General features: G+C 47.6%; 17 protein-coding genes and 2 rRNA genes (1 of these 19 only partly in view). 1 reads left to right on the top strand and 18 read right to left on the bottom strand.

Annotation, left to right across the window (positions count from 1 at the left end):
- Nucleotides 1-3: 3 nt before the first annotated feature.
- The 9 genes from MJB10_RS25065 to MJB10_RS25105 all read right to left on the bottom strand — a co-directional run bounded on the left by MJB10_RS25065 (nt 4) and on the right by MJB10_RS25105 (nt 7,917).
- The gene (locus MJB10_RS25065; protein WP_314799801.1) at nt 4-516 is read right to left on the bottom strand and encodes an NYN domain-containing protein; all 513 of its coding nucleotides are present in this window, start codon (nt 514-516) and stop codon (nt 4-6) included.
- Between the two features lie 5 nt (nt 517-521).
- On the bottom strand, nt 522-1,262 hold the full coding sequence (rlmB, locus tag MJB10_RS25070; protein ID WP_314799802.1) for a 23S rRNA (guanosine(2251)-2'-O)-methyltransferase RlmB: 741 nt from the start codon (nt 1,260-1,262) through the stop codon (nt 522-524).
- 11 nt (nt 1,263-1,273) lie between these two features.
- The gene (locus MJB10_RS25075) at nt 1,274-1,708 is read right to left on the bottom strand and encodes a Mini-ribonuclease 3 (RefSeq protein WP_314799803.1); all 435 of its coding nucleotides are present in this window, start codon (nt 1,706-1,708) and stop codon (nt 1,274-1,276) included.
- On the bottom strand, nt 1,705-3,105 hold the full coding sequence (cysS, locus tag MJB10_RS25080; protein ID WP_314799804.1) for a cysteine--tRNA ligase: 1,401 nt from the start codon (nt 3,103-3,105) through the stop codon (nt 1,705-1,707). The genes MJB10_RS25075 and cysS overlap by 4 nt, the downstream gene beginning before the upstream one ends.
- Nucleotides 3,086-3,787, bottom strand: coding sequence for a serine O-acetyltransferase (cysE, locus tag MJB10_RS25085; protein ID WP_314799806.1), 702 nt, complete (start codon nt 3,785-3,787; stop codon nt 3,086-3,088). The genes cysS and cysE overlap by 20 nt, the downstream gene beginning before the upstream one ends.
- Nucleotides 3,788-4,124: 337 nt before the next feature.
- On the bottom strand, nt 4,125-5,579 hold the full coding sequence (gltX, locus tag MJB10_RS25090; RefSeq protein WP_314799808.1) for a glutamate--tRNA ligase: 1,455 nt from the start codon (nt 5,577-5,579) through the stop codon (nt 4,125-4,127).
- 36 nt (nt 5,580-5,615) lie between these two features.
- On the bottom strand, nt 5,616-6,101 hold the full coding sequence (gene ispF, locus MJB10_RS25095; protein WP_314799810.1) for a 2-C-methyl-D-erythritol 2,4-cyclodiphosphate synthase: 486 nt from the start codon (nt 6,099-6,101) through the stop codon (nt 5,616-5,618).
- Nucleotides 6,098-6,799 (bottom strand): 2-C-methyl-D-erythritol 4-phosphate cytidylyltransferase, encoded by a 702-nt coding sequence (ispD, locus tag MJB10_RS25100; RefSeq protein WP_314799811.1) that lies wholly within the window; start codon nt 6,797-6,799, stop codon nt 6,098-6,100. The genes ispF and ispD overlap by 4 nt, the downstream gene beginning before the upstream one ends.
- Before the next feature lie 50 nt (nt 6,800-6,849).
- Nucleotides 6,850-7,917: a PIN/TRAM domain-containing protein gene (locus tag MJB10_RS25105; protein WP_314799812.1), complete on the bottom strand. Its 1,068-nt coding sequence runs from the start codon at nt 7,915-7,917 to the stop codon at nt 6,850-6,852.
- A gap of 153 nt (nt 7,918-8,070) precedes the next feature.
- On the opposite strand from MJB10_RS25105, the gene MJB10_RS25110 reads away from it, so the two are divergent.
- Nucleotides 8,071-8,466 carry a nucleoside triphosphate pyrophosphohydrolase family protein gene (locus MJB10_RS25110; RefSeq protein ID WP_314799814.1) on the top strand — a complete coding sequence of 132 codons (396 nt, stop codon included), beginning with the start codon at nt 8,071-8,073 and terminating at the stop codon, nt 8,464-8,466.
- Nucleotides 8,467-8,542: 76 nt separating this feature from the next.
- Here the strand turns inward: MJB10_RS25110 and pssA are convergent, their stop codons facing one another.
- The 9 genes from pssA to MJB10_RS25155 all read right to left on the bottom strand — a co-directional run.
- A complete protein-coding gene (pssA, locus tag MJB10_RS25115; protein WP_314799816.1) occupies nt 8,543-9,301 on the bottom strand; it encodes a CDP-diacylglycerol--serine O-phosphatidyltransferase in 759 nt (252 codons plus the stop codon).
- Between the two features lie 84 nt (nt 9,302-9,385).
- Complete coding sequence (disA, locus tag MJB10_RS25120) at nt 9,386-10,465, bottom strand: DNA integrity scanning diadenylate cyclase DisA (protein WP_314799818.1); 1,080 nt, start codon at nt 10,463-10,465, stop codon at nt 9,386-9,388.
- Between the two features lie 39 nt (nt 10,466-10,504).
- On the bottom strand, nt 10,505-11,872 hold the full coding sequence (radA, locus tag MJB10_RS25125; protein WP_314799819.1) for a DNA repair protein RadA: 1,368 nt from the start codon (nt 11,870-11,872) through the stop codon (nt 10,505-10,507).
- A gap of 154 nt (nt 11,873-12,026) precedes the next feature.
- Entirely contained in the window at nt 12,027-14,468 is a 2,442-nt protein-coding gene (gene clpC, locus MJB10_RS25130; protein WP_314799821.1) for an ATP-dependent protease ATP-binding subunit ClpC, read from the bottom strand.
- 70 nt (nt 14,469-14,538) lie between these two features.
- A complete protein-coding gene (locus MJB10_RS25135) occupies nt 14,539-15,600 on the bottom strand; it encodes a protein arginine kinase (protein ID WP_314799823.1) in 1,062 nt (353 codons plus the stop codon).
- Between the two features lie 23 nt (nt 15,601-15,623).
- Nucleotides 15,624-16,130 (bottom strand): UvrB/UvrC motif-containing protein, encoded by a 507-nt coding sequence (locus MJB10_RS25140; RefSeq protein WP_314799825.1) that lies wholly within the window; start codon nt 16,128-16,130, stop codon nt 15,624-15,626.
- 13 nt (nt 16,131-16,143) lie between these two features.
- Nucleotides 16,144-16,605 carry a CtsR family transcriptional regulator gene (locus tag MJB10_RS25145; RefSeq protein WP_314799828.1) on the bottom strand — a complete coding sequence of 154 codons (462 nt, stop codon included), beginning with the start codon at nt 16,603-16,605 and terminating at the stop codon, nt 16,144-16,146.
- Between the two features lie 259 nt (nt 16,606-16,864).
- Nucleotides 16,865-16,981, bottom strand: a 5S ribosomal RNA gene (gene rrf / locus MJB10_RS25150).
- A gap of 106 nt (nt 16,982-17,087) precedes the next feature.
- Nucleotides 17,088-19,870: ribosomal RNA gene (locus MJB10_RS25155) — 23S ribosomal RNA — on the bottom strand (it continues 135 nt past the right edge of the window).

Genomic DNA, 19,870 nt, shown 5'->3' on the forward strand with positions numbered 1-19,870 from the left:
GATTTACTGCCCTCTTCTCCATCGTTCGAACTTCGCTTTGTCCACATCGCTCAGTTTGCTTTCTATTGGATTTTTCCTCGTTGTGACCTCATGAGTGATCCGTTCACGAACCTCTCGGCGATTCTGTTTTATCTTCTGCCATAATTCGCTCGTGGGAAGACGAAGCGCCCCTTTGCCAAATATCACATGCTGCTCAATCATATCTGATGTGGCTACAAAGATTTCTTTGCGCCTGCCCATGAGATTCGTAACCAATCGTTCGATTCGTTCGTCGGCTGTTTCTTTCTCTTTGGTATAGAGCACTGCAAGCTTATTCTGTATATACTTCTTCCCAAGGCCAGGTACCATATAGGCATCAAAGATGAGGTATACCTTCATTCCAGAAAAGGACTGATATTCCGCTAACATGTGAATGAGTTGGTCGCGAGCCCCTTCTAGATCCGTGTCTTTCAATTTACTTAATTCTGGCCAAGCCCCGATAATATTGTAGCCGTCTACAATCAGGATCTGTTCCATACCACTTAGCTCTTATTGCGCTGTCTGATCACTTCGTACATCAACACACCCGCGGCAACAGAGGCGTTCAAGGAATTAACATGTCCAGCCATCGGCAGCTTCACTAGGAAATCGCATCGTTCCTTAATGAGCCGCCCCACGCCCTTGCCCTCATTCCCAATCACAAGTGCAATCGGAATCGTGAAGTTCGCTTTATAGACATCCTGCGCGGCGGATACATCCGTACCCGCTACCCAAACTCCCTGTTCTTTCAATAGCTCGATTGTCTGCGCGATGTTCGTTACACGTGCGACAGGTACGTATTCAACAGCGCCTGCGGATGTTTTGGAAACCGTTGCTGTTAGTCCTACGGAACGTCTCTTCGGGATAATAACCCCGTGAACCCCTGTACAATCAGCTGTCCGTAGGATCGAACCCAAGTTATGCGGATCCTCAATTTCATCTAAAATCAGGATGAACGGCTCTTGGCCCAGCTGCTTCGCTTTGGCTAAAATGTCCTCGACTTCTACATATTCATAAGCCGCAACTTGGGCAACAACACCTTGGTGCTGCAGTCCTTCCGCCATTTGATCCAGCTTGCGCTTGTCCGTAAATTGGACAATAATGCCTAAATTTTTGGCCTCAGCAACAATGGGACCTGCAAATTGCTTTTGCGCGCCTTCGGCAATCCATATTTTATTAATTGACCGTCCTGCGCGAAGCGCCTCCATCACGGAGTGCTTCCCGCCAATGATATCTTCATCCATTGAACTTCCTCCTATTGCTGCTTCGGATCGAATGCGATCGCGAAGTTTAATATTTCTTTTAACCGCTCGAACGCTTGCTTGTAATATAAATAGCCTATGAGGCACTCAAACGCGGTACTGTGCCTATATTCCAGCACCTCCGCGTTCTTCGCCGTCGTTCCTGACTTTGCGTTACGTCCCCGCTTCACAATGTCAACTTCCGCTTCCGTCAACATAGGCATCAGGGCTGTCAACAGCTTAGACTGCGCCTTGGCTGAGACATAGCCCGTCGATGCGCGATGCAAGTGATTAGGGCGGTGATTGGCACCTGAGATCACATATTGTCGAATAAACACTTCGTAGACCGCATCTCCGATATAAGCGAGCACTAGCGGGTTGAGCAGTTCTGGGCTTTTCGAGGGAGGAAACGCAAATAAATTTGTAAACACTAGATCTTGTTCACTCATTTGCGGCGCCAGCGAATACCTTGCGGTGTATCCTCAAGGAAAATCCCTTTCTCCGTCAGCAAATCGCGGATTTCGTCCGCACGCGCCCAATTCTTCGTTTTCCGCGACTCTGTGCGCTCAACAATCAATTGTTCGATTTCTTCATCCAACAATTCATCCGCTTGAGGCGTAAGAATGCCCAGTGTTGCATCGAAAGCTTCCAATTGATTCATATATAATCGAACAGCGTCGGCGTTCACCCGCTCCTGCTGCAAGTACAGGTTCGCTTCCGCAACGAGCTCAAACACCGCGGTAATCGCATCCGGCGTGTTGAAGTCATCGTTCATTTTATCCACAAATTGCTTAGAAATGGTCTGTAAACGCTCAGATATCGCCACGTCAACTTCACCCGTCGCCGAAGCTGTCGCCAGACGGTGTTTCATATTATCGTAAGCATTCTGAATGCGTTCGAGCGCATTCGCCGCTTGCTTCAAGCTCTCATCGCTGAAATTAAGCGGGTTGCGGTAGTGGGCAGACAGCATGAAAAAGCGGAACACTTGCGGCTTGATTTGCTTAATCAGATCACGGATGAGGATTCCGTTTCCAAGTGATTTCGACATTTTCTCATTATCAATATTAAGGAAAGCGTTGTGTAACCAATAATTGGCCATCGGATGACCCGTTACCGCTTCGGTTTGGGCAATTTCACATTCATGGTGAGGGAACGTCAAATCTTGTCCGCCGCCGTGAATATCAATGGTTTCGCCCAAATATTTGCGTACCATCGCGGAGCACTCAATATGCCACCCTGGACGTCCTTTACCCCAAGGGCTATCCCAGAAAATCTCGCCTGGCTTCGCAGCTTTCCAGAGGACAAAGTCCTGCGGATTCTCCTTCCGATCGTCAACTTCGACGCGGATGCCGTATTGTAGTTCTTCCAAATTTTGATTCGACAGCTTGCCATATTCAGCAAATTTCGAAGTGCGATAGTACACATCGCCGCGTGCTTCGTACGCAAAGTCTTTATCTACAAGCGCAGCAATGAAATCAATGATTTCCTGCATATTCTCGGTCACACGCGGATTCAGCGTAGCATCATGAACACCTAGCGCCCCAATGTCCTCCAAGAAGGCTGCGATAAATGTTTCGGCAAGCTCTGGCACGGAAACCGCCATTTCTTCGGCTTTTCGAATCATTTTATCATCGACATCGGTAAAGTTTGTAATATAAGTGACTTCATATTGCTGCGATTCCAAGTAACGGCGAACGACGTCAAAAAAGATAACCGGCCGGCCATTTCCAATATGGATGTAGTTATAGACTGTTGGCCCGCAAACGTACATCTTCACCTTACCTGGCTCAAGAGGAACAAACTCTTCCTTCTTGCGGGTTAACGTATTATATACTTTGAGTGTCATGTTCTCTCAGTTCTCCATTCTTATTCCGTTGTTTCGTTTGCCATTTATTCGTTTGCCGTTCATGCTCAAGTTGATCTTTCAAATCTGTGATCTGCTGCTGTAATTCCTGGAAAATATCAATAATGGGATCAGGCAAATTGCCATGGTCTAGTCTATTCACGCGAACACCATCTCGCTTCACAAGCTTCGCAGGTATGGTGACAACCGTACTATTGGAAGGAACCTCCTGAATGACCACCGCGTTTGAGCCAATCCGGGAATTCTCCCCGACGAGGAAAGACCCGAGAACTTTGGCACCCGAACCAATAACTACATTATTTCCAATTGTTGGGTGTCTCTTACCTTTCTCTTTGCCTGTTCCACCCAAAGTTACCCCTTGATAGAGGATGACGTCGTCTCCAATTTCGCAGGTTTCCCCGATGACCACACCCATACCGTGATCTATAAACAAACGTTGGCCAATGGTTGCTCCTGGATGGATTTCGATGCCTGTCATAAACCGGCTGATTTGAGATACGATTCGGGCTAACGTGTACATCTTTCTTCGGTATAGTCCGTGCGCAATTCGATGCGCCCAAATCGCATGGAGTCCCGAATACGTAAACACTACCTCAAACCAACTCCGTGCTGCAGGATCGTTATCGAATACGGCAGAAATATCAGATTTGATCGTTGACCACATAAGCTCACCCACTTCATTTGTATGAAAAAATAAAAAAGCCCCTGCAGCCCTAAGGCTGCAGAGGCGTGGTTATCGCGGTTCCACTCTGCTTGGTGACTCGGAAGTCTCCCAACTCAACATCCCGTAACGTGGGGGTTCCGACTGCGCCTACTCGACTCAACGTGAGTATTCGGCGCGGCTGCTCCCAGGTGCATTTCTGATTATAAGGAATGGATAACTCACAGCCGAAGCCGTTAGGCTCCGATTATCCTCTCTGATGAATCCTCACTTAATCATACTCTCCTGATCAAGGCATTTCTTATTTCATTGCATTAAGTATAACGAAAAGTAAGATGCTTTACAATAAGCTACGCAAGCGTGAAGCGACTTTTTCTTGGCCAAGCAAGAAAAGGGACACATTCAGATCTGGGCCATGCACTTGACCTGTCAGCGCGGAGCGAATCGACATGAACAGTTGCTTCCCTTTGAAGCCTGTTTCCTTCTGCACGGCCTTCAGCAGCGCTGGGATCGCTTCAACCGTGAAGGCTTCCGCTTGTTCCACTTGTGTTAAGAAGCTCGCCAATACGACAGGTACATGCTCTTCCTTCAGCACGGCAGCCGCTTCGTCGTCGATGACTAGCTCTTCTTTGAAAAAGAGACTCGCAAGGTCAACGATTTCTGCCGCGTAGCGCATTCTTTCCTGGTTCAGGCCAACAAGCGCCGTTACCCACTCTTGACCAGCGACGTCCAAGTCGCCCTGAATGTAGCCCGCTTTGCGCAAGTGCGGCAAACACAGGTCTACGACACGCGGTAGCGGCGTCTTTTTCAGATACGCATTGTTCATCCAATTCAATTTATCCATATCAAACACAGCCGGGCTCTTGGATACACGATCCAGATCGAACTGCGCGATTAGTTCTTCTTTGGTAAACATCTCTTCTTCCCCGCCAGGCGACCAGCCCAGCAAAGCAATAAAGTTCAGCACCGCTTCTGGCAAATAGCCAAGCTCTTTGTATTGCTCGATAAACTGGATGATCGACTCATCCCGTTTGCTCATTTTTTTGCGGTCTTGATTCAAAATTAAAGCTAAATGGGCAAACTCCGGTATCGGCATACCTAATGCTTCGTACATCAGAATTTGTCTCGGTGTATTGGACAGATGCTCTTCTCCACGGATGACCAAATTGATCTTCATCAAGTGATCGTCTACGATAACCGCGAAATTGTAAGTCGGAATGCCATCTGGGCGCGCGATAATAAAGTCACCGATGCCATTGGAATCGAATTCCACATGGTCGCGGACTTTATCGTCAATGCCGATGATCCGATCTGCTGGCACCCGGAATCGTGTGGACGGCACGCGTCCCTCTGCTTGATACGCGGCAATTTGCTCTGGCGTCAGATTACGGCATTTGCCTGAGTATCCGCCCATCTCCCCGCTCGCTTCCTGCTCCGCACGCTCTTGCTCAAGATCTGCCTCGGAACAGTAGCATCCATATGCATGTCCGCTCTCCAGCAGCTTATCTAGATAAGTACGGTAAATATCGAGACGTTCCATTTGACGATAGGGACCGTAAGGACCCCCAATATCTACACTTTCATCCCACTCAAGACCAAGCCATCTCAAGCCGTTCAACTGATCCTCGATGCCGGACTCTTTATGACGGGTCTGATCCGTGTCTTCAAAACGCACAACAAACGCACCGCCGTGACGGCGAGCTAATAAATAATCAAACAGTGCGGTCCGCGCACCGCCAATATGTAAATGTCCAGTCGGACTAGGTGCATAACGCACGCGTAAAGGTGTATTCATCGATGTATCCCCTTTTCTTCCATGCATGAATACCTGCTATTTTAGCACATCTCGAATTAAACAAACAACCGATTGCGCCGCGATTCCTTCGCCACGACCTGTAAAGCCGAGTTGCTCAGTTGTCGTCGCTTTTACATTAACTTGATCAGGCTGCGCATCCAAGGCAGAGGCGATGATTTCCACCATTTGCGGGATGTACGGCAGCATTTTCGGCTTCTGAGCAATGATGGTCGAATCCGCATTCCCCAGCTTATAGCCTCGCTCCGTCGCTAATTGCCATACCCGCTTCAGCAGCACCAAGCTATCTGCGTCTTTGTACTCCTCGGCCGTATCCGGGAAATGCTTGCCGATATCGCCAAGACCCAGAGCGCCTAAGATCGCGTCACTAATAGCGTGCAACAAGACATCCGCGTCGGAATGTCCTAGCAGCCCTTTTTCATACGGAATCGTCACGCCCCCAATAATACATTTACGTCCTTCTACTAATTGATGAACATCAAATCCATTACCTACGCGTATCATTTGCGTTCCTCTCCCCTTATGTTTTGTAGTATCCACTCAGCCCAAGGCAAATCTTCGGGTGTCGTTATCTTGATATTATAATAATCCCCTTCAACCACATGGACCACGGTACCCATCCGCTCTACGAGCATCGCATCATCCGTCCCCATAAATTCATCACGCACCGCAAGCTCATGCGCTTCTTGGAGAAGAGCATGACGAAAAGCTTGTGGCGTTTGGATTGCCCACAAGCTTCTTCGATCGGGTGTGGATTGAATGCGCTTCTCTGTATCTACGACTTTAATCGTGTCCTTGACGGGAACGGCCAGAACTGCTGCACCTGCTTCTTGTGCTTTTGCTAGACACAAGAACACTTGTTCTTGTGTGACGAAAGGACGAACACCGTCATGTACAAGCACCCATTCTGTTCCAGCTTGCAGATGCGCCAAACCTCGCCTCACGGAATCTTGCCGCTCCGCTCCGCCTGCTACACAGGTTACTTTACTAAGTCCATAGCTCGCCACGTAACCGTCGCAGCGACTCACATCATCTGCACCAACAACTAGAACAATGTTATCCACTTCATGTATGTTTTGAAATAATTGCAAGGTATGTACCAGAATTGGCTTCTGTCCCAGTTGCAGATATTGTTTACTTTCCGCAGTACCCATGCGCGAACCTCGGCCCGCTGCCACAATGATAACCCCTAGCTTCCCCATAAGTCCTCCAACTTTACACTTTGCTGCTGCATCTCCTTATCATACTGGTTTTATTGGGCTTTTTCCAATAGTTTCGGTTTCGCGAAAATCATCCGACCTGCGGACGTTTGCAACACACTCGTCACCATCACTTCAAGCGTCATACCGATGAATTCACGTCCACCTTCTACAACGATCATCGTACCATCATCGAGATACGCGACACCTTGTCCATGCTCCTTGCCGTCTTTAATGACTTGAACGATAATTTCTTCTCCTGGCAGAACGACGGGTTTCACGGCATTGGCAAGATCGTTAATATTAAGGACCGAGACGCCTTGCAGCTCACAGACTTTGTTCAAATTGAAATCATTCGTGATGACTTTCCCTTGCAGCACTTTCGCTAAACGGACGAGCTTGCTGTCCACTTCGGCAATTTCCTCAAAATCTCCCTCATAGATGAGGACTTTAACTTCCAATTCCTTTTGGATTTTGTTCAAAATGTCCAGCCCGCGACGCCCGCGATTCCGCTTAAGCAGATCGGATGAGTCCGCAATATGCTGCAGTTCTTCCAGCACAAATTCGGGGATGACTAAAGTGCCTTCGATAAACCCTGTTTTGCAAATGTCCGCAATACGCCCATCGATTATTACGCTCGTGTCTAGAATCTTATGTTCTTCATAAGGGCGATGCGTCTGTTTCTCCGTACCACCGGAGCGACTCTTGGCAATGACTTGAACCAATTCTTCACGCTTGCTGTAACCGATTCGGAACCCCATGACACCCAGCACCGCAGACACAAGGAAAGGTAAGAACGGCCCTGCCCATGTCGCCTGCTCCATCACAGGAAACAGCATCAACGAGATCAGCAATCCGATAACAAGGCCCAGCGTCCCTGATAGGAGATCAGACACGGGAATATCTGTAACATTACGCTCCCCTTTGATCAGCAGCTTCATGCCTACACTTGCCACCCATGCGGAAATCAAAAACATACCTGCCCCACATAAACTATTAATCCAAAATACTTGTCCTGCTTGACTTGCTACATCTGTCGTTCGAAGGAACGCGTCACTCCACTTATAACCTAAGCTGCCACCCATGATGGCCAAAATGATTTGTATCCATTTCTTCACCACAGATTCACCTCCTGCGTTAACTTTTTTTAAACCTTATTACAATTATGTTCCAATTTATACAACGTTAATCACTTCTTTCGTCTGAAAATTGAAATATTAAAGGGCATCCCTTATAATGAAATGGAAGATACCAACACACCCGAGGTGGATGGAATGAGCTCCTTGACTTTAAAGCAGTTTCAAGATCAAGTGTCCGAATTGTTACTCCGTCACCGCAGTCTGCTTGATGTTTTATCCAAATTCCAACAGTCAGGCGCAGCTGCCAATCGTTCCGTGGTGAAATCCATCACAGAATGTGGATGCATTCAAATTCACGCTGCCAAACAGGAATATCATCCTGAGATGACGTTGGATGAAGCTAAGCATGTGCTTGGCACCCATGTATCTGGTCACTTATGTGAACAATGCACGGAAGTTGTTAGCAACGAACTAGGCAGGAATTTGTTCTACATGTCCGCACTAAGCAACTTACTCGACATTAATTTGGAGCAAGTCGTAGACAAAGAATCTAAGAAATGCACAACACTGGGACTATTCAACATGTCATGATCATGAAAAAAAAGCATTTATTCTCTACCTGAGTCATCAGGAGAAAATAAATGCTTTTTATTTTCGCACGTTTCGGTTAAACATCCGACTTAACGGAATTGTTGTCTTCTACGCCGCGTCTCTTGTTCTTTCTACGAAGATTGCGTAAACGGATGAAATACCCATCAACGTTTTTTTTTAGGCCGTACAACGCATAAAGCAGTAACGGAACGAAAATCATTTTGGAAATGGACTCCGGCCATTTGATCGCGATGAGAATGGCAGCTGCCACGATAATCGGCGTAATCCAAATTGCTGCTTTCGGAATACCCGCTTTCTTGAAGTTTGGGTATTTCACTGTGCTCACCATTAAGTATGACAAGAGAACAGTACTTACAAGAAGAACATACACGTTAATATCGTTCACAAACAGCGCCAATGTACAGAGCACACCGCCTGCGGCTGGAATCGGCAACCCGATGAAATAGCCTGGCGTACCCGCAACGACATTGAACCTTGCCAAGCGTAATGCTCCGCAAATCGGGAAGATCGCTGTGACAATCCAAGCAAATGCCGGACTAATCGCGGTTGGGTCATTAAATGCAACTACGTACATGATAAAAGCAGGAGCAACACCGAAAGAAATGACGTCGGATAAGGAGTCTAATTCTTTACCAAACTCACTTTGAGCATTCAATGCTCTGGCGACACGCCCGTCGAGACCATCCAATAGCATGGCAACAATGACTAGCACGGCAGCGATGCCATGTTCCCCACTGAAAGCTAGGATGATCGACAGAACGCCTAGGAATAAGTTCCCTACTGTAAATAGGCTGGGAATTGATTTCGTTAACATATGTTTTTGTCCACCTCTGGATTTACTATACCCTAAACTTGACTTCATGAAACCTCAACTTGATACTTTATGATTGTATCCACTTTAAATATGTCTGTCAATGAACACTTGTTCTTGAATCCGCTTGAGACCTTCCTTAATGGCGCGGGCTCTCACTTCTCCGATTCCGTCAACTTCATCCAATTCTTCGATCGTCGCCATCATCATGTGCGGGAGGTATCCGAATTTCTCAACCAAGTTCCCAATAATGATGGAAGGCAATCGCGGAATTTTCCCTAAGATTCGGAAACCTCGCGGTGAAACAGGCTCTTCTGCAATTGAATTCGTATGCGAGTATCCTAATAGACGAATGATTTGTTGCGGTTCTAACAACTCATCCGAGGACAATCGTTTCAATCCAGCTTGCATATCTTTGACGCGTTCCTCTGATAATTCTCTTACATAATCCTTTACGAGCAAGCGCGCTTCAAGTTCCGCATTTCCAACAAGCTCTTCAAGTTGCATGCTAATTAATCGTCCCTCGTTGCCCAACTCATTAATGTATCGATTAATTTCTGCTTTAATACGCAAAACCATCTCAAAACGAGCGATAACATTCGTGATATCATGCAGCGTAACAAGCTCTTCAAACTCCGAGGCACTAAGGTTCGTGAGTGACTGATCCAATACGACCTTATACCGTTCCAAGGTCTGGATCGCTTGATTGGCTTTCGTGAGAATAACGCCAATATCTTTGAGCGCATATCTCAAATTTCCCTGATAGAGTGTAATCACGTTTCGCCGCTGCGAGATGGAGACGACTAATTTATTTGTCTGTTTGGCCACGCGCTCTGCCGTTCGATGTCTAATCCCTGTCTCCGAAGAAGAAATCGAAGAATCGGGAATGAGCTGCGTGTTCGCATAAAGAATACGCTTAATATCCTCACTAAGAATAATAGCACCGTCCATTTTGGCAAGCTCATATAAATAGTTGGGTGAAAAATCACAATTTATCGAAAATCCGCCGTCCACGATTTCCGTCACTTCTGGACTGAAACCAACAACGATCAGACCACCTGTTTTAGCACGCAGCACGTTCTCCAAACCGTCTCGGAAAGGCGTACCCGGGGCTACAAGCTGGAGTAATTGGCTCATCACATCTCGTTTCGTCTCTTCTTTACTCATCTTTTTCCTCCTGAAGGCTTTCAGCTTGCAGGTCCGAACTTAACCGAGAGCTGCTTTCAATGCCTCCGCCACCGTGTTTACACCAATAATCTCCATCCCTTTGGGATGGGTCCATCCTTTAAGACTTTTCTCAGGCATAATGACTCTGCGGAATCCGAGCTTCTCGGCCTCTTTCACACGTTGATCGATTCGAGATACGCCTCGCACTTCTCCCGTTAAACCGATCTCACCAAATACCACATCGAAAGGTTGCGTGGCCTGATCCCTGAAACTAGATGCGATACTGATAGCAATTGCCAGATCTACCGCGGGTTCATCTAGCTTAATGCCGCCGGCTACATTCAAGTAAGCATCTTGATTTTGCAGGAACATGCCCATACGTTTCTCCAGTACCGCGATAATCAGCGAAAGTCGATTATGGTCCACGCCCGTCGCCATCCTCCGCGGGGAAGGGAAATTCGTCGAAGATACTAGTGCTTGAATTTCGACCAAAACAGGACGAGTACCTTCCATGCTCGCTACCACTGCGGATCCAGCTACGCCAATCGGCCTTTCAGACAGGAAAAGTTCCGATGGATTATTGACTTCAATCAGGCCAGCTTCCTGCATTTCAAAAATGCCAATTTCATTCGTCGAGCCAAACCGGTTCTTCACCGCTCTTAACACACGGTAGGAGTGATGCCGTTCTCCTTCGAAATATAGTACACAATCCACCATATGCTCCAGCATTCTGGGCCCCGCGATGGCTCCTTCTTTCGTCACATGCCCGACAAGGACCGTTGCAATTCCCTTACCTTTAGCTATTCTCATAAAATGGCCTGTGCATTCTCGAACTTGCGATACCGTTCCTGGCGCTGATGTAATAGCGGGATGAAATACCGTTTGAATCGAATCAATTACAAGGAAATCGGGATTAATATCTTGAATGGCTTCCTCGATGAGTTCAAGATTAGTCTCACATAACACGTAGAGTAGCGGAGATGTTGCGTTTAATCGATCTGCGCGAAGCTTCGTTTGCTTGATGGATTCTTCTCCCGATATATAAAGCACCTTTTGCTGGGCTTGTGTGAGTTCGAAGGATGTTTGTAAGAGCAAGGTTGACTTCCCAATACCTGGGTCCCCCCCTACTAGGATGAGTGAGCCAGGGACGATACCGCCGCCTAACACGCGATTCAACTCTTTGTTGTTCGTCACAACTCGCGGTTCCGAGCTGCTTTCTATATGTATGATCGGTGTTGCTTTTTCTTTCGCTTTGGGGATCGATGAGCTCATTCCTTGCGTACGAACAACGGTTTCTATTTCCTCAACCATCGTATTCCAAGACTGACAACCTGGGCATTTGCCCATCCATTTTGGCGAATCGTAGCCGCACTCCTGGCAGCTGAACTTCGTTTTTTGTTTGCTCATTGAAAGAAATAACTCCTAACGTGGGGATATCCTTTTTGGCTATCCTTACCACATAAAGTTTACCATTTTTATGGTGCTCATGAAAGTGCCGAAAGCAACAAAAAGCATTTAGCCCCACCCTTGTTGGATGGAGCAAAATGCTTTGACTTATTTGTTATTTCGTAGCAACGCCTTCGCCCTTCTGAACGACGAGTTCGCCTTCATTTTCATCAATTGTAAGCGAATCACCTTTTGAAATATTGCCTTTCAGCAACTCTTCGGATAAGCGATCTTCAATGTGCTTCTGAATCGCTCTACGCAGAGGACGCGCTCCATAGGTCGGGTCAAATCCTTCCTTCGCTAGGAACAACTTCGCTTTATCTGTCAGCAAGAAGTCCACTTCTTGCTCTTTCAGACGTTTGCGCAGGTCATCTGCCATCAAGCTAACGATTTGAGCGATATGCTTCTCATCCAAAGAGTGGAAGACAATGATTTCATCGATCCGGTTCAGGAACTCAGGACGGAAGCTCTTCTTCAACTCGCCCATCACTTTATCTTTCATGTTGTTGTAGTCTTTGCCTGCATCGATGGATGCCGTGAAACCAAGCGAGGAGTTCTTCTTAATCGTATCCGCGCCAACGTTGGACGTCATGATAATGATTGTGTTACGGAAATCCACAGTACGTCCTTTGGAATCCGTCAACCGACCATCTTCCAACACTTGCAGAAGGATGTTAAAAACCTCTGGATGTGCTTTCTCAATTTCATCGAGAAGCACCACCGAATACGGCTTACGACGAACTTTCTCTGTCAGTTGACCGCCTTCTTCATAACCGACATACCCTGGAGGCGCTCCGACCAAACGGGAAGTCGAATGTTTCTCCATATACTCAGACATATCAATACGAACTACCGCATTGTCATCACCGAAGAGTGATTCAGCCAGTGCGCGTGCAAGCTCTGTCTTACCTACACCCGTAGGTCCAAGGAAGATGAAGGAGCCCATTGGTCGCTTAGGATCTTTCAAACCAGCTCTTGCGCGGCGGATAGCACGGCTTACCGCTTTAACCGCTTCTTCTTGCCCGATGACGCGTTCATGAAGAATGTCTTCCATTTTGAGCAAACGCTCTGTCTCTTCTTCAGCCAGCTTACTTACCGGAATTCCCGTCCAGCTTGCCACGATTTGAGCGATGTCATCTGGTGTTACTTCCGTATCCAGACGACCTTGCTTCTCTTTCCACTCGTTCTTCGTTGAGTCTAGCTCTTCACGAAGCTTTTGCTCCGTATCACGAAGGCCTGCTGCTTTCTCGAACTCCTGACTTTGGACAGCCGCGTCTTTCTCCTTACGAATGTTCTCTAGTTTATTCTCAAGTTGCTTCAAGGATGGCGGCGTTGTGTAGGAACGCAATCTCACCTTGGAGCTCGCTTCGTCGATCAAATCAATTGCTTTATCGGGAAGGAAACGATCCGTAATGTAACGATCCGACAATTTAACCGCCTCTTGAATCGCGGCATCCGTGATTTTCACACGGTGGTGCGCCTCGTAGCGATCACGCAGACCGTACAAAATTTGAATCGCCTCTTCTGGCGAAGGTTGATCCACCGTAATTGGTTGGAAACGACGCTCCAGCGCAGCATCCTTCTCGATATATTTACGGTACTCATCCAGTGTCGTAGCCCCGATGCATTGCAGCTCGCCACGAGCTAAGGCTGGTTTTAGAATATTGGAAGCGTCAATCGCGCCTTCCGCGCCGCCCGCACCGATCAAGGTGTGCAATTCATCAATGAACAATACAATATTACCGGCTTGACGAATTTCATCCATAATCTTTTTGAGGCGATCCTCGAACTCGCCGCGATATTTCGTTCCTGCAACAACAGAACCCATGTCGAGCGTCATGACACGTTTATCTTTTAACGTCTCAGGAATCTCATTGTTGATAATCTTCTGAGCAAGACCTTCCGCGATCGCTGTTTTACCGACACCTGGCTCACCGATTAGCACCGGATTGTTTTTCGTTCTGCGGCTCAATACTTGAATAACCCGCTCGATTTCCTTGCTACGCCCGATAACAGGGTCCAAATGCCCTTCTTTCGCATACGCCGTCAAATCCCTTGCCAACCCATCTAATGTAGGCGTGTTCACATTTGGATTCGTGCCGTGACTTGGCGACACTGTCTCGCTGCTGCCCAAAAGCTGTAGAACCTGCTGACGTGCTTTATTCAAGGAGACACCCAAGTTGTTAAGAACTCTTGCGGCTACCCCTTCACCTTCACGAATTAGGCCTAATAAAATATGTTCAGTCCCCACATACGTGTGACCTAATTTTCTCGCTTCATCCATCGAAAGCTCAATCACTTTCTTCGCTCGAGGCGTATAGGCGATGTTCGTTGGTTGCTCTTGCCCTCTACCAATAAGAGATTCTACTTCATCTTGAATTTTCTCAAGACCTAAGCCGAGCGCAACGAGTGCTTTAGCAGCAATACCCTCACCTTCACGAATAAGTCCAAGTAAAATGTGCTCTGTTCCAATATTGTTATGTCCTAATCGAACAGCTTCCTCTTGAGCTAAAGAAAGCACCTTCTGCGCACGTTCCGTAAATCTGCCAAACATCATAGCGAACACCTCCAAAAGTAATAATTCTCTGTCCTGCTAAAAGGATGATTCTAATCCATTCTGACCCTGCTTATATCCTGCCAAATTTCTCTCGAATCAGCTCTGCACGACGCATGTCTCGCTCATCGGCATTTAGCTTTTCCCCAGCATACTGTTGGAGAAATCCAGGCTGTGTCATCACAAGAAGCTCGTTCAACACGTTAGGAGATACATTATTGATAATCCCTAGATCGATCCCCAGACGTACATCGGATAAGCGCTGAGCTGCTTCTTTCGAATCGATAATCCCCGCGTAAGAGAGGATGCCGAGGGAGCGATTGACACGATCAATTATCCGCATTTTGGACTCTTGCAATAGCTTATGTCTTGCAGCGCGTTCGTGCTCAATAATCTGCCTGGCCACACTGTAAAGATTATCAATGATCTCTTCTTCGGATTGACCTAGCGTGATTTGGTTGGAGATTTGGAATAGATTACCTAATGCTTCGCTACCTTCCCCGTATAATCCTCTAACCGTCAACCCAACTTGTGTAACCGCGGATAAAATTCGATTAATTTGTTGGCTCAGTACAAGCGCTGGTAAATGCATCATAACAGAAGCCCGGATTCCCGTACCCACATTGGTTGGGCAACTCGTTAAGTATCCTCTTTTTTCATCATAGCCGTAATCCAACTGAGTTTCAAAAATATCATCAATTTGATTGGCCAAGTCCCAAACCTCTTTAATCTGAAAACCTGGACATAAACATTGTATGCGAAGGTGGTCCTCTTCATTGATCATAATACTAATAGACTCATTATCGCTTAAAATAACGGCACCATTCCTGGATTCGTTAGCTAAATTTGGACTAATTAAATGTTTCTCCACCAGCACCATTCGCTCCAGCTCATTAAGCTCATCGAGCGGAATCAGTGAGAAATTGCTGATCGTCTCCAGTTCATCATTCTCAAGCACACCAGATAACTGTTCCAGCACTTCCTGTGATTGTTGGTTGGTTGCGAGCATGGGATAAGGATAGTCTCTGAGGTTGCGCGCTATGCGGATCCGACTACTAATGACGATATCCGATTCCGGCCCCTCACCTTTCATCCATTCGCTTAAAGCATCTCCTGTAAATCGCTGTAATGTCACTGGATTCACACTCCCTTACAAACTTACATCCCCGCGATCTTCTTCTCAATTTCACGAATTTGGTCACGAATTTTAGCAGCTTGCTCGAACTCTTCGCCCTCAATACATGTCATCATATCTTTCTTCAAAAGATCGATCTCACGCTTGCATTGGATGATGCCGCCGCTGCGTTTAGGCACTTTGCCTACATGCACAATATTGCCGTGCACACGCTTGAAAAGCGGATCCAACTTCTCTGAAAAGTTCTGATAACAGGCACCGCAGCCGAATCGACCTAACTTGCTAAATTGTGAATACGTAAGTCCGCAGTTATCACAGCGAATTGCTTGAGACTTGGCCGCTGATAAGGGTTCGAAATCAAGCAATCCCGAAAGTAAATTATGAATCGAAAAGCCATTCGATGTGCCTGGAATCATTTCACCCTTCTCACGGGCGCAATTCTCACAAATGTGGAATTCGTTCTTATCTCCATTCACAATTTTGGTGAAATGAAGCGTCGCTGGTCGTTTCCCGCATTCCTGACAAACCATTCCATCTGCCTCCTTAGTTACTAAGCAAGGATATCAGCATTGCTTTAAGAATCTTGGCTCGAATTTCATCGCGCAATGGTAGCTTAAAGGCCAGTACATCTCTGGATATCGCTGCCCGAATCAGGTTAGCTTCCCTCGTCGAAATATAATGTCCCTCTTGCAATTGATAAATCAGTCCTTCTGAGGTGACTTGATCAATATGGGTGTGAATCGTACGGAAAATATGATCCAAAATCGATCCATGGCTCTTCAGCTCGATCTTCTGGATGCGAATATAGCCCCCACCGCCGCGCTTACTCTCCACCAAATAGCCCTTTTCCAAAGTAAACCTTGTACTAATGACATAATTGATTTGAGATGGTACACATTGAAATTGGTCAGCCAAATCGTTCCGTTGAATCTCGATAGCGCCTTCCGTACTTTGTTGCAGGACATGCTTTAAATACTGTTCAATAATTTCTGATACATTGCGCATCAATTCGGCCTCCCAGATTTCTAGAAGTAAATTGACTTTGACTTTCTTTGACCTTAATCAGATTATAATCATTTCCATTCTTTTTGACAAGTGCTGCTCATTAAAATAATTATCCCAAAGCGCCGGTCCTTTGCGGTTAACCTTATTAGTGTTGACCTTCCCTAGAGATTTATTCGAAGACATCGCAATAAAACGAAATAGGAACCGTCATGAAAACACAAAAAACCTTTCTGAGATTTCTCTCAAAAAGGTTTTAGTAGCTTGGCAACGTTCTACTCTCCCGGAACCCTGCGGTTCAAGTACCATCGACGCTGGAAGGCTTAACGGTCGTGTTCGAGATGGGAACGCGTGGATCCCTTCCGCCATCATCACCAAACAGTCAAAGCGTTTGTTTGCGCCTTGAAAACTAGATACGAAACTTTGTAAAGTATGCTACTTAGGAAAGCTGAGAGACTTTTAGCTTCGCTAAAAGATCCCTATATTAGGTTAAGCCCTCGACCGATTAGTATTCGTCAGCTGCATACGTTACCGCACTTCCACCTCGAACCTATCAACCTCGTCGTCTACAAGGGGTCTTACATACTGGGAAATCTCATCTTGAGGGGGGCTTCGCGCTTAGATGCTTTCAGCGCTTATCCCCTCCGTACATAGCTACCCAGCGATGCCTCTGGCGAGACAACTGGTACACCAGCGGTACGTCCATCCCGGTCCTCTCGTACTAAGGACAGCTCCTCTCAAATTTCCTACGCCCGCGACAGATAGGGACCGAACTGTCTCACGACGTTCTGAACCCAGCTCGCGTACCGCTTTAATGGGCGAACAGCCCAACCCTTGGGACCTACTTCAGCCCCAGGATGCGATGAGCCGACATCGAGGTGCCAAACCTCCCCGTCGATGTGGACTCTTGGGGGAGATAAGCCTGTTATCCCCAGGGTAGCTTTTATCCGTTGAGCGATGGCCCTTCCATTCGGTACCACCGGATCACTAAGTCCGACTTTCGTCCCTGCTCGACTTGTAGGTCTCGCAGTCAAGCTCCCTTATGCCTTTGCACTCTGCGAATGATTTCCAACCATTCTGAGGGAACCTTTAAACGCCTCCGTTACATTTTAGGAGGCGACCGCCCCAGTCAAACTGCCCACCTGACACTGTCCCCATACCGGTTTACGGTACCAGGTTAGAACTCCGATACGATCAGGGTGGTATCCCAACGGCGCCTCCACCCAAGCTGGCGCTCAGGCTTCAAAGGCTCCCACCTATCCTGTACAGATCGTACCAAAGTCCAATATCAAGCTGCAGTAAAGCTCCATGGGGTCTTTCCGTCTTGTCGCGGGTAACCTGCATCTTCACAGGTATTAAAATTTCACCGGATCTCTCGTTGAGACAGCGCCCAAGTCGTTACGCCATTCGTGCGGGTCAGAATTTACCTGACAAGGAATTTCGCTACCTTAGGACCGTTATAGTTACGGCCGCCGTTTACTGGGGCTTCAATTCAAAGCTTCGGGGTTGCCCCCTAACCACTCCTCTTAACCTTCCAGCACCGGGCAGGCGTCAGCCCGTATACTTCGCCTTGCGGCTTCGCACAGACCTGTGTTTTTGCTAAACAGTCGCTTGGGCCTTTTCACTGCGGCCCCCTCGGGCTATTCACCCTACCGAGGCACCCCTTCTCCCGAAGTTACGGGGTCATTTTGCCGAGTTCCTTAACGAGAGTTCTTCCGCGCGCCTTAGAATTCTCTTCTCACCCACCTGTGTCGGTTTGCGGTACGGGCACCTTCGCCTGGCTAGAAGCTTTTCTTGGCAGTGTGAAATCATGACCTTCGGTACTTAAGTTTCCCTCCCCATCACAGCCCAGCCTTACGGTTAGCGGATTTGCCTACTAACCAGCCTCACTGCTTGGACGAGCATCCATCAGCTCGCGTCACTATCCTTCTGCGTCACTCCATTGCTCATAACGGCTACGGTGGTACAGGAATTTCCACCTGTTGTCCATCGACTACGCCTTTCGGCCTCGCCTTAGGTCCCGACTTACCCTGAGCGGACGAGCCTTCCTCAGGAACCCTTAGGTTTTCGGCGGATCAGATTCTCACTGATCTTTTCGTTACTTATACCGGCATTCTCACTTGTGTACGCTCCACCTGTCCTTACGGTCAGAATTCAATGTATACACAACGCTCCCCTACCCATGCACATACGTGCAAGCCATAGCTTCGGTGGCGTGTTTAGCCCCGTTACATTTTCGGCGCAGAGTCACTCGACCAGTGAGCTATTACGCACTCTTTCAATGGTGGCTGCTTCTAAGCCAACATCCTGGTTGTCTGTGCAACTCCACATCCTTTCCCACTTAACACACACTTGGGGACCTTAGCTGATGGTCTGGGCTGTTTCCCTTTTGACAATGGATCTTAGCACTCACTGTCTGACTCCCGGACTTAAGTTTGTGGCATTCAGAGTTTGACTGGACTTGGTAACCCTTGGCGGGCCCCGCACCCAATCAGTGCTTTACCTCCACAACTCACAACATCCGAGGCTAGCCCTAAAGCTATTTCGGGGAGAACCAGCTATCTCCGAGTTCGATTGGAATTTCTCCGCTACCCCCACCTCATCCCCGAATTTTTCAACATTCGTGGGTTCGGGCCTCCAGTGAGTGTTACCTCACCTTCACCCTGGACAGGGGTAGATCACACGGTTTCGGGTCTACGTCCACGTACTGGGGCGCCCTATTCAGACTCGCTTTCGCTGCGGCTCCGTCTCTTCAACTTAACCTCGCACGGGAACGTAACTCGCCGGTTCATTCTACAAAAGGCACGCCATCACCCATATAGAGGGCTCTGACTTCTTGTAAGCACACGGTTTCAGGTTCTTTTTCACTCCGCTTCCGCGGTGCTTTTCACCTTTCCCTCACGGTACTGCTTCACTATCGGTCACTAGGGAGTATTTAGCCTTGGCAGATGGTCCTGCCGGATTCCGACGGGGTTTCACGTGACCCGCCGTACTCAGGATACCTCTAGGCATACGTTCGATTTTGGCTACAGGGCTTTTACCTTCTATGCCGGACCTTTCCAGATCACTTCGCCTACCGAACTTTTGCCACGTCGAGGTCCTACAACCCCAAGGAGCAAGCTCCTTGGTTTGGGCTATTCCGCTTTCGCTCGCCGCTACTGACGGAATCACTTTTGTTTTCTTTTCCTCCAGGTACTTAGATGTTTCAGTTCCCTGGGTCTGCCTCCAATGCAGCTATGTATTCACTGCATGGTAACTGCGCATTACC

Source organism: Paenibacillus sp. MBLB1832 (assembly GCF_032271945.1).
Classification (GTDB): domain Bacteria; phylum Bacillota; class Bacilli; order Paenibacillales; family NBRC-103111; genus Paenibacillus_E; species Paenibacillus_E roseopurpureus.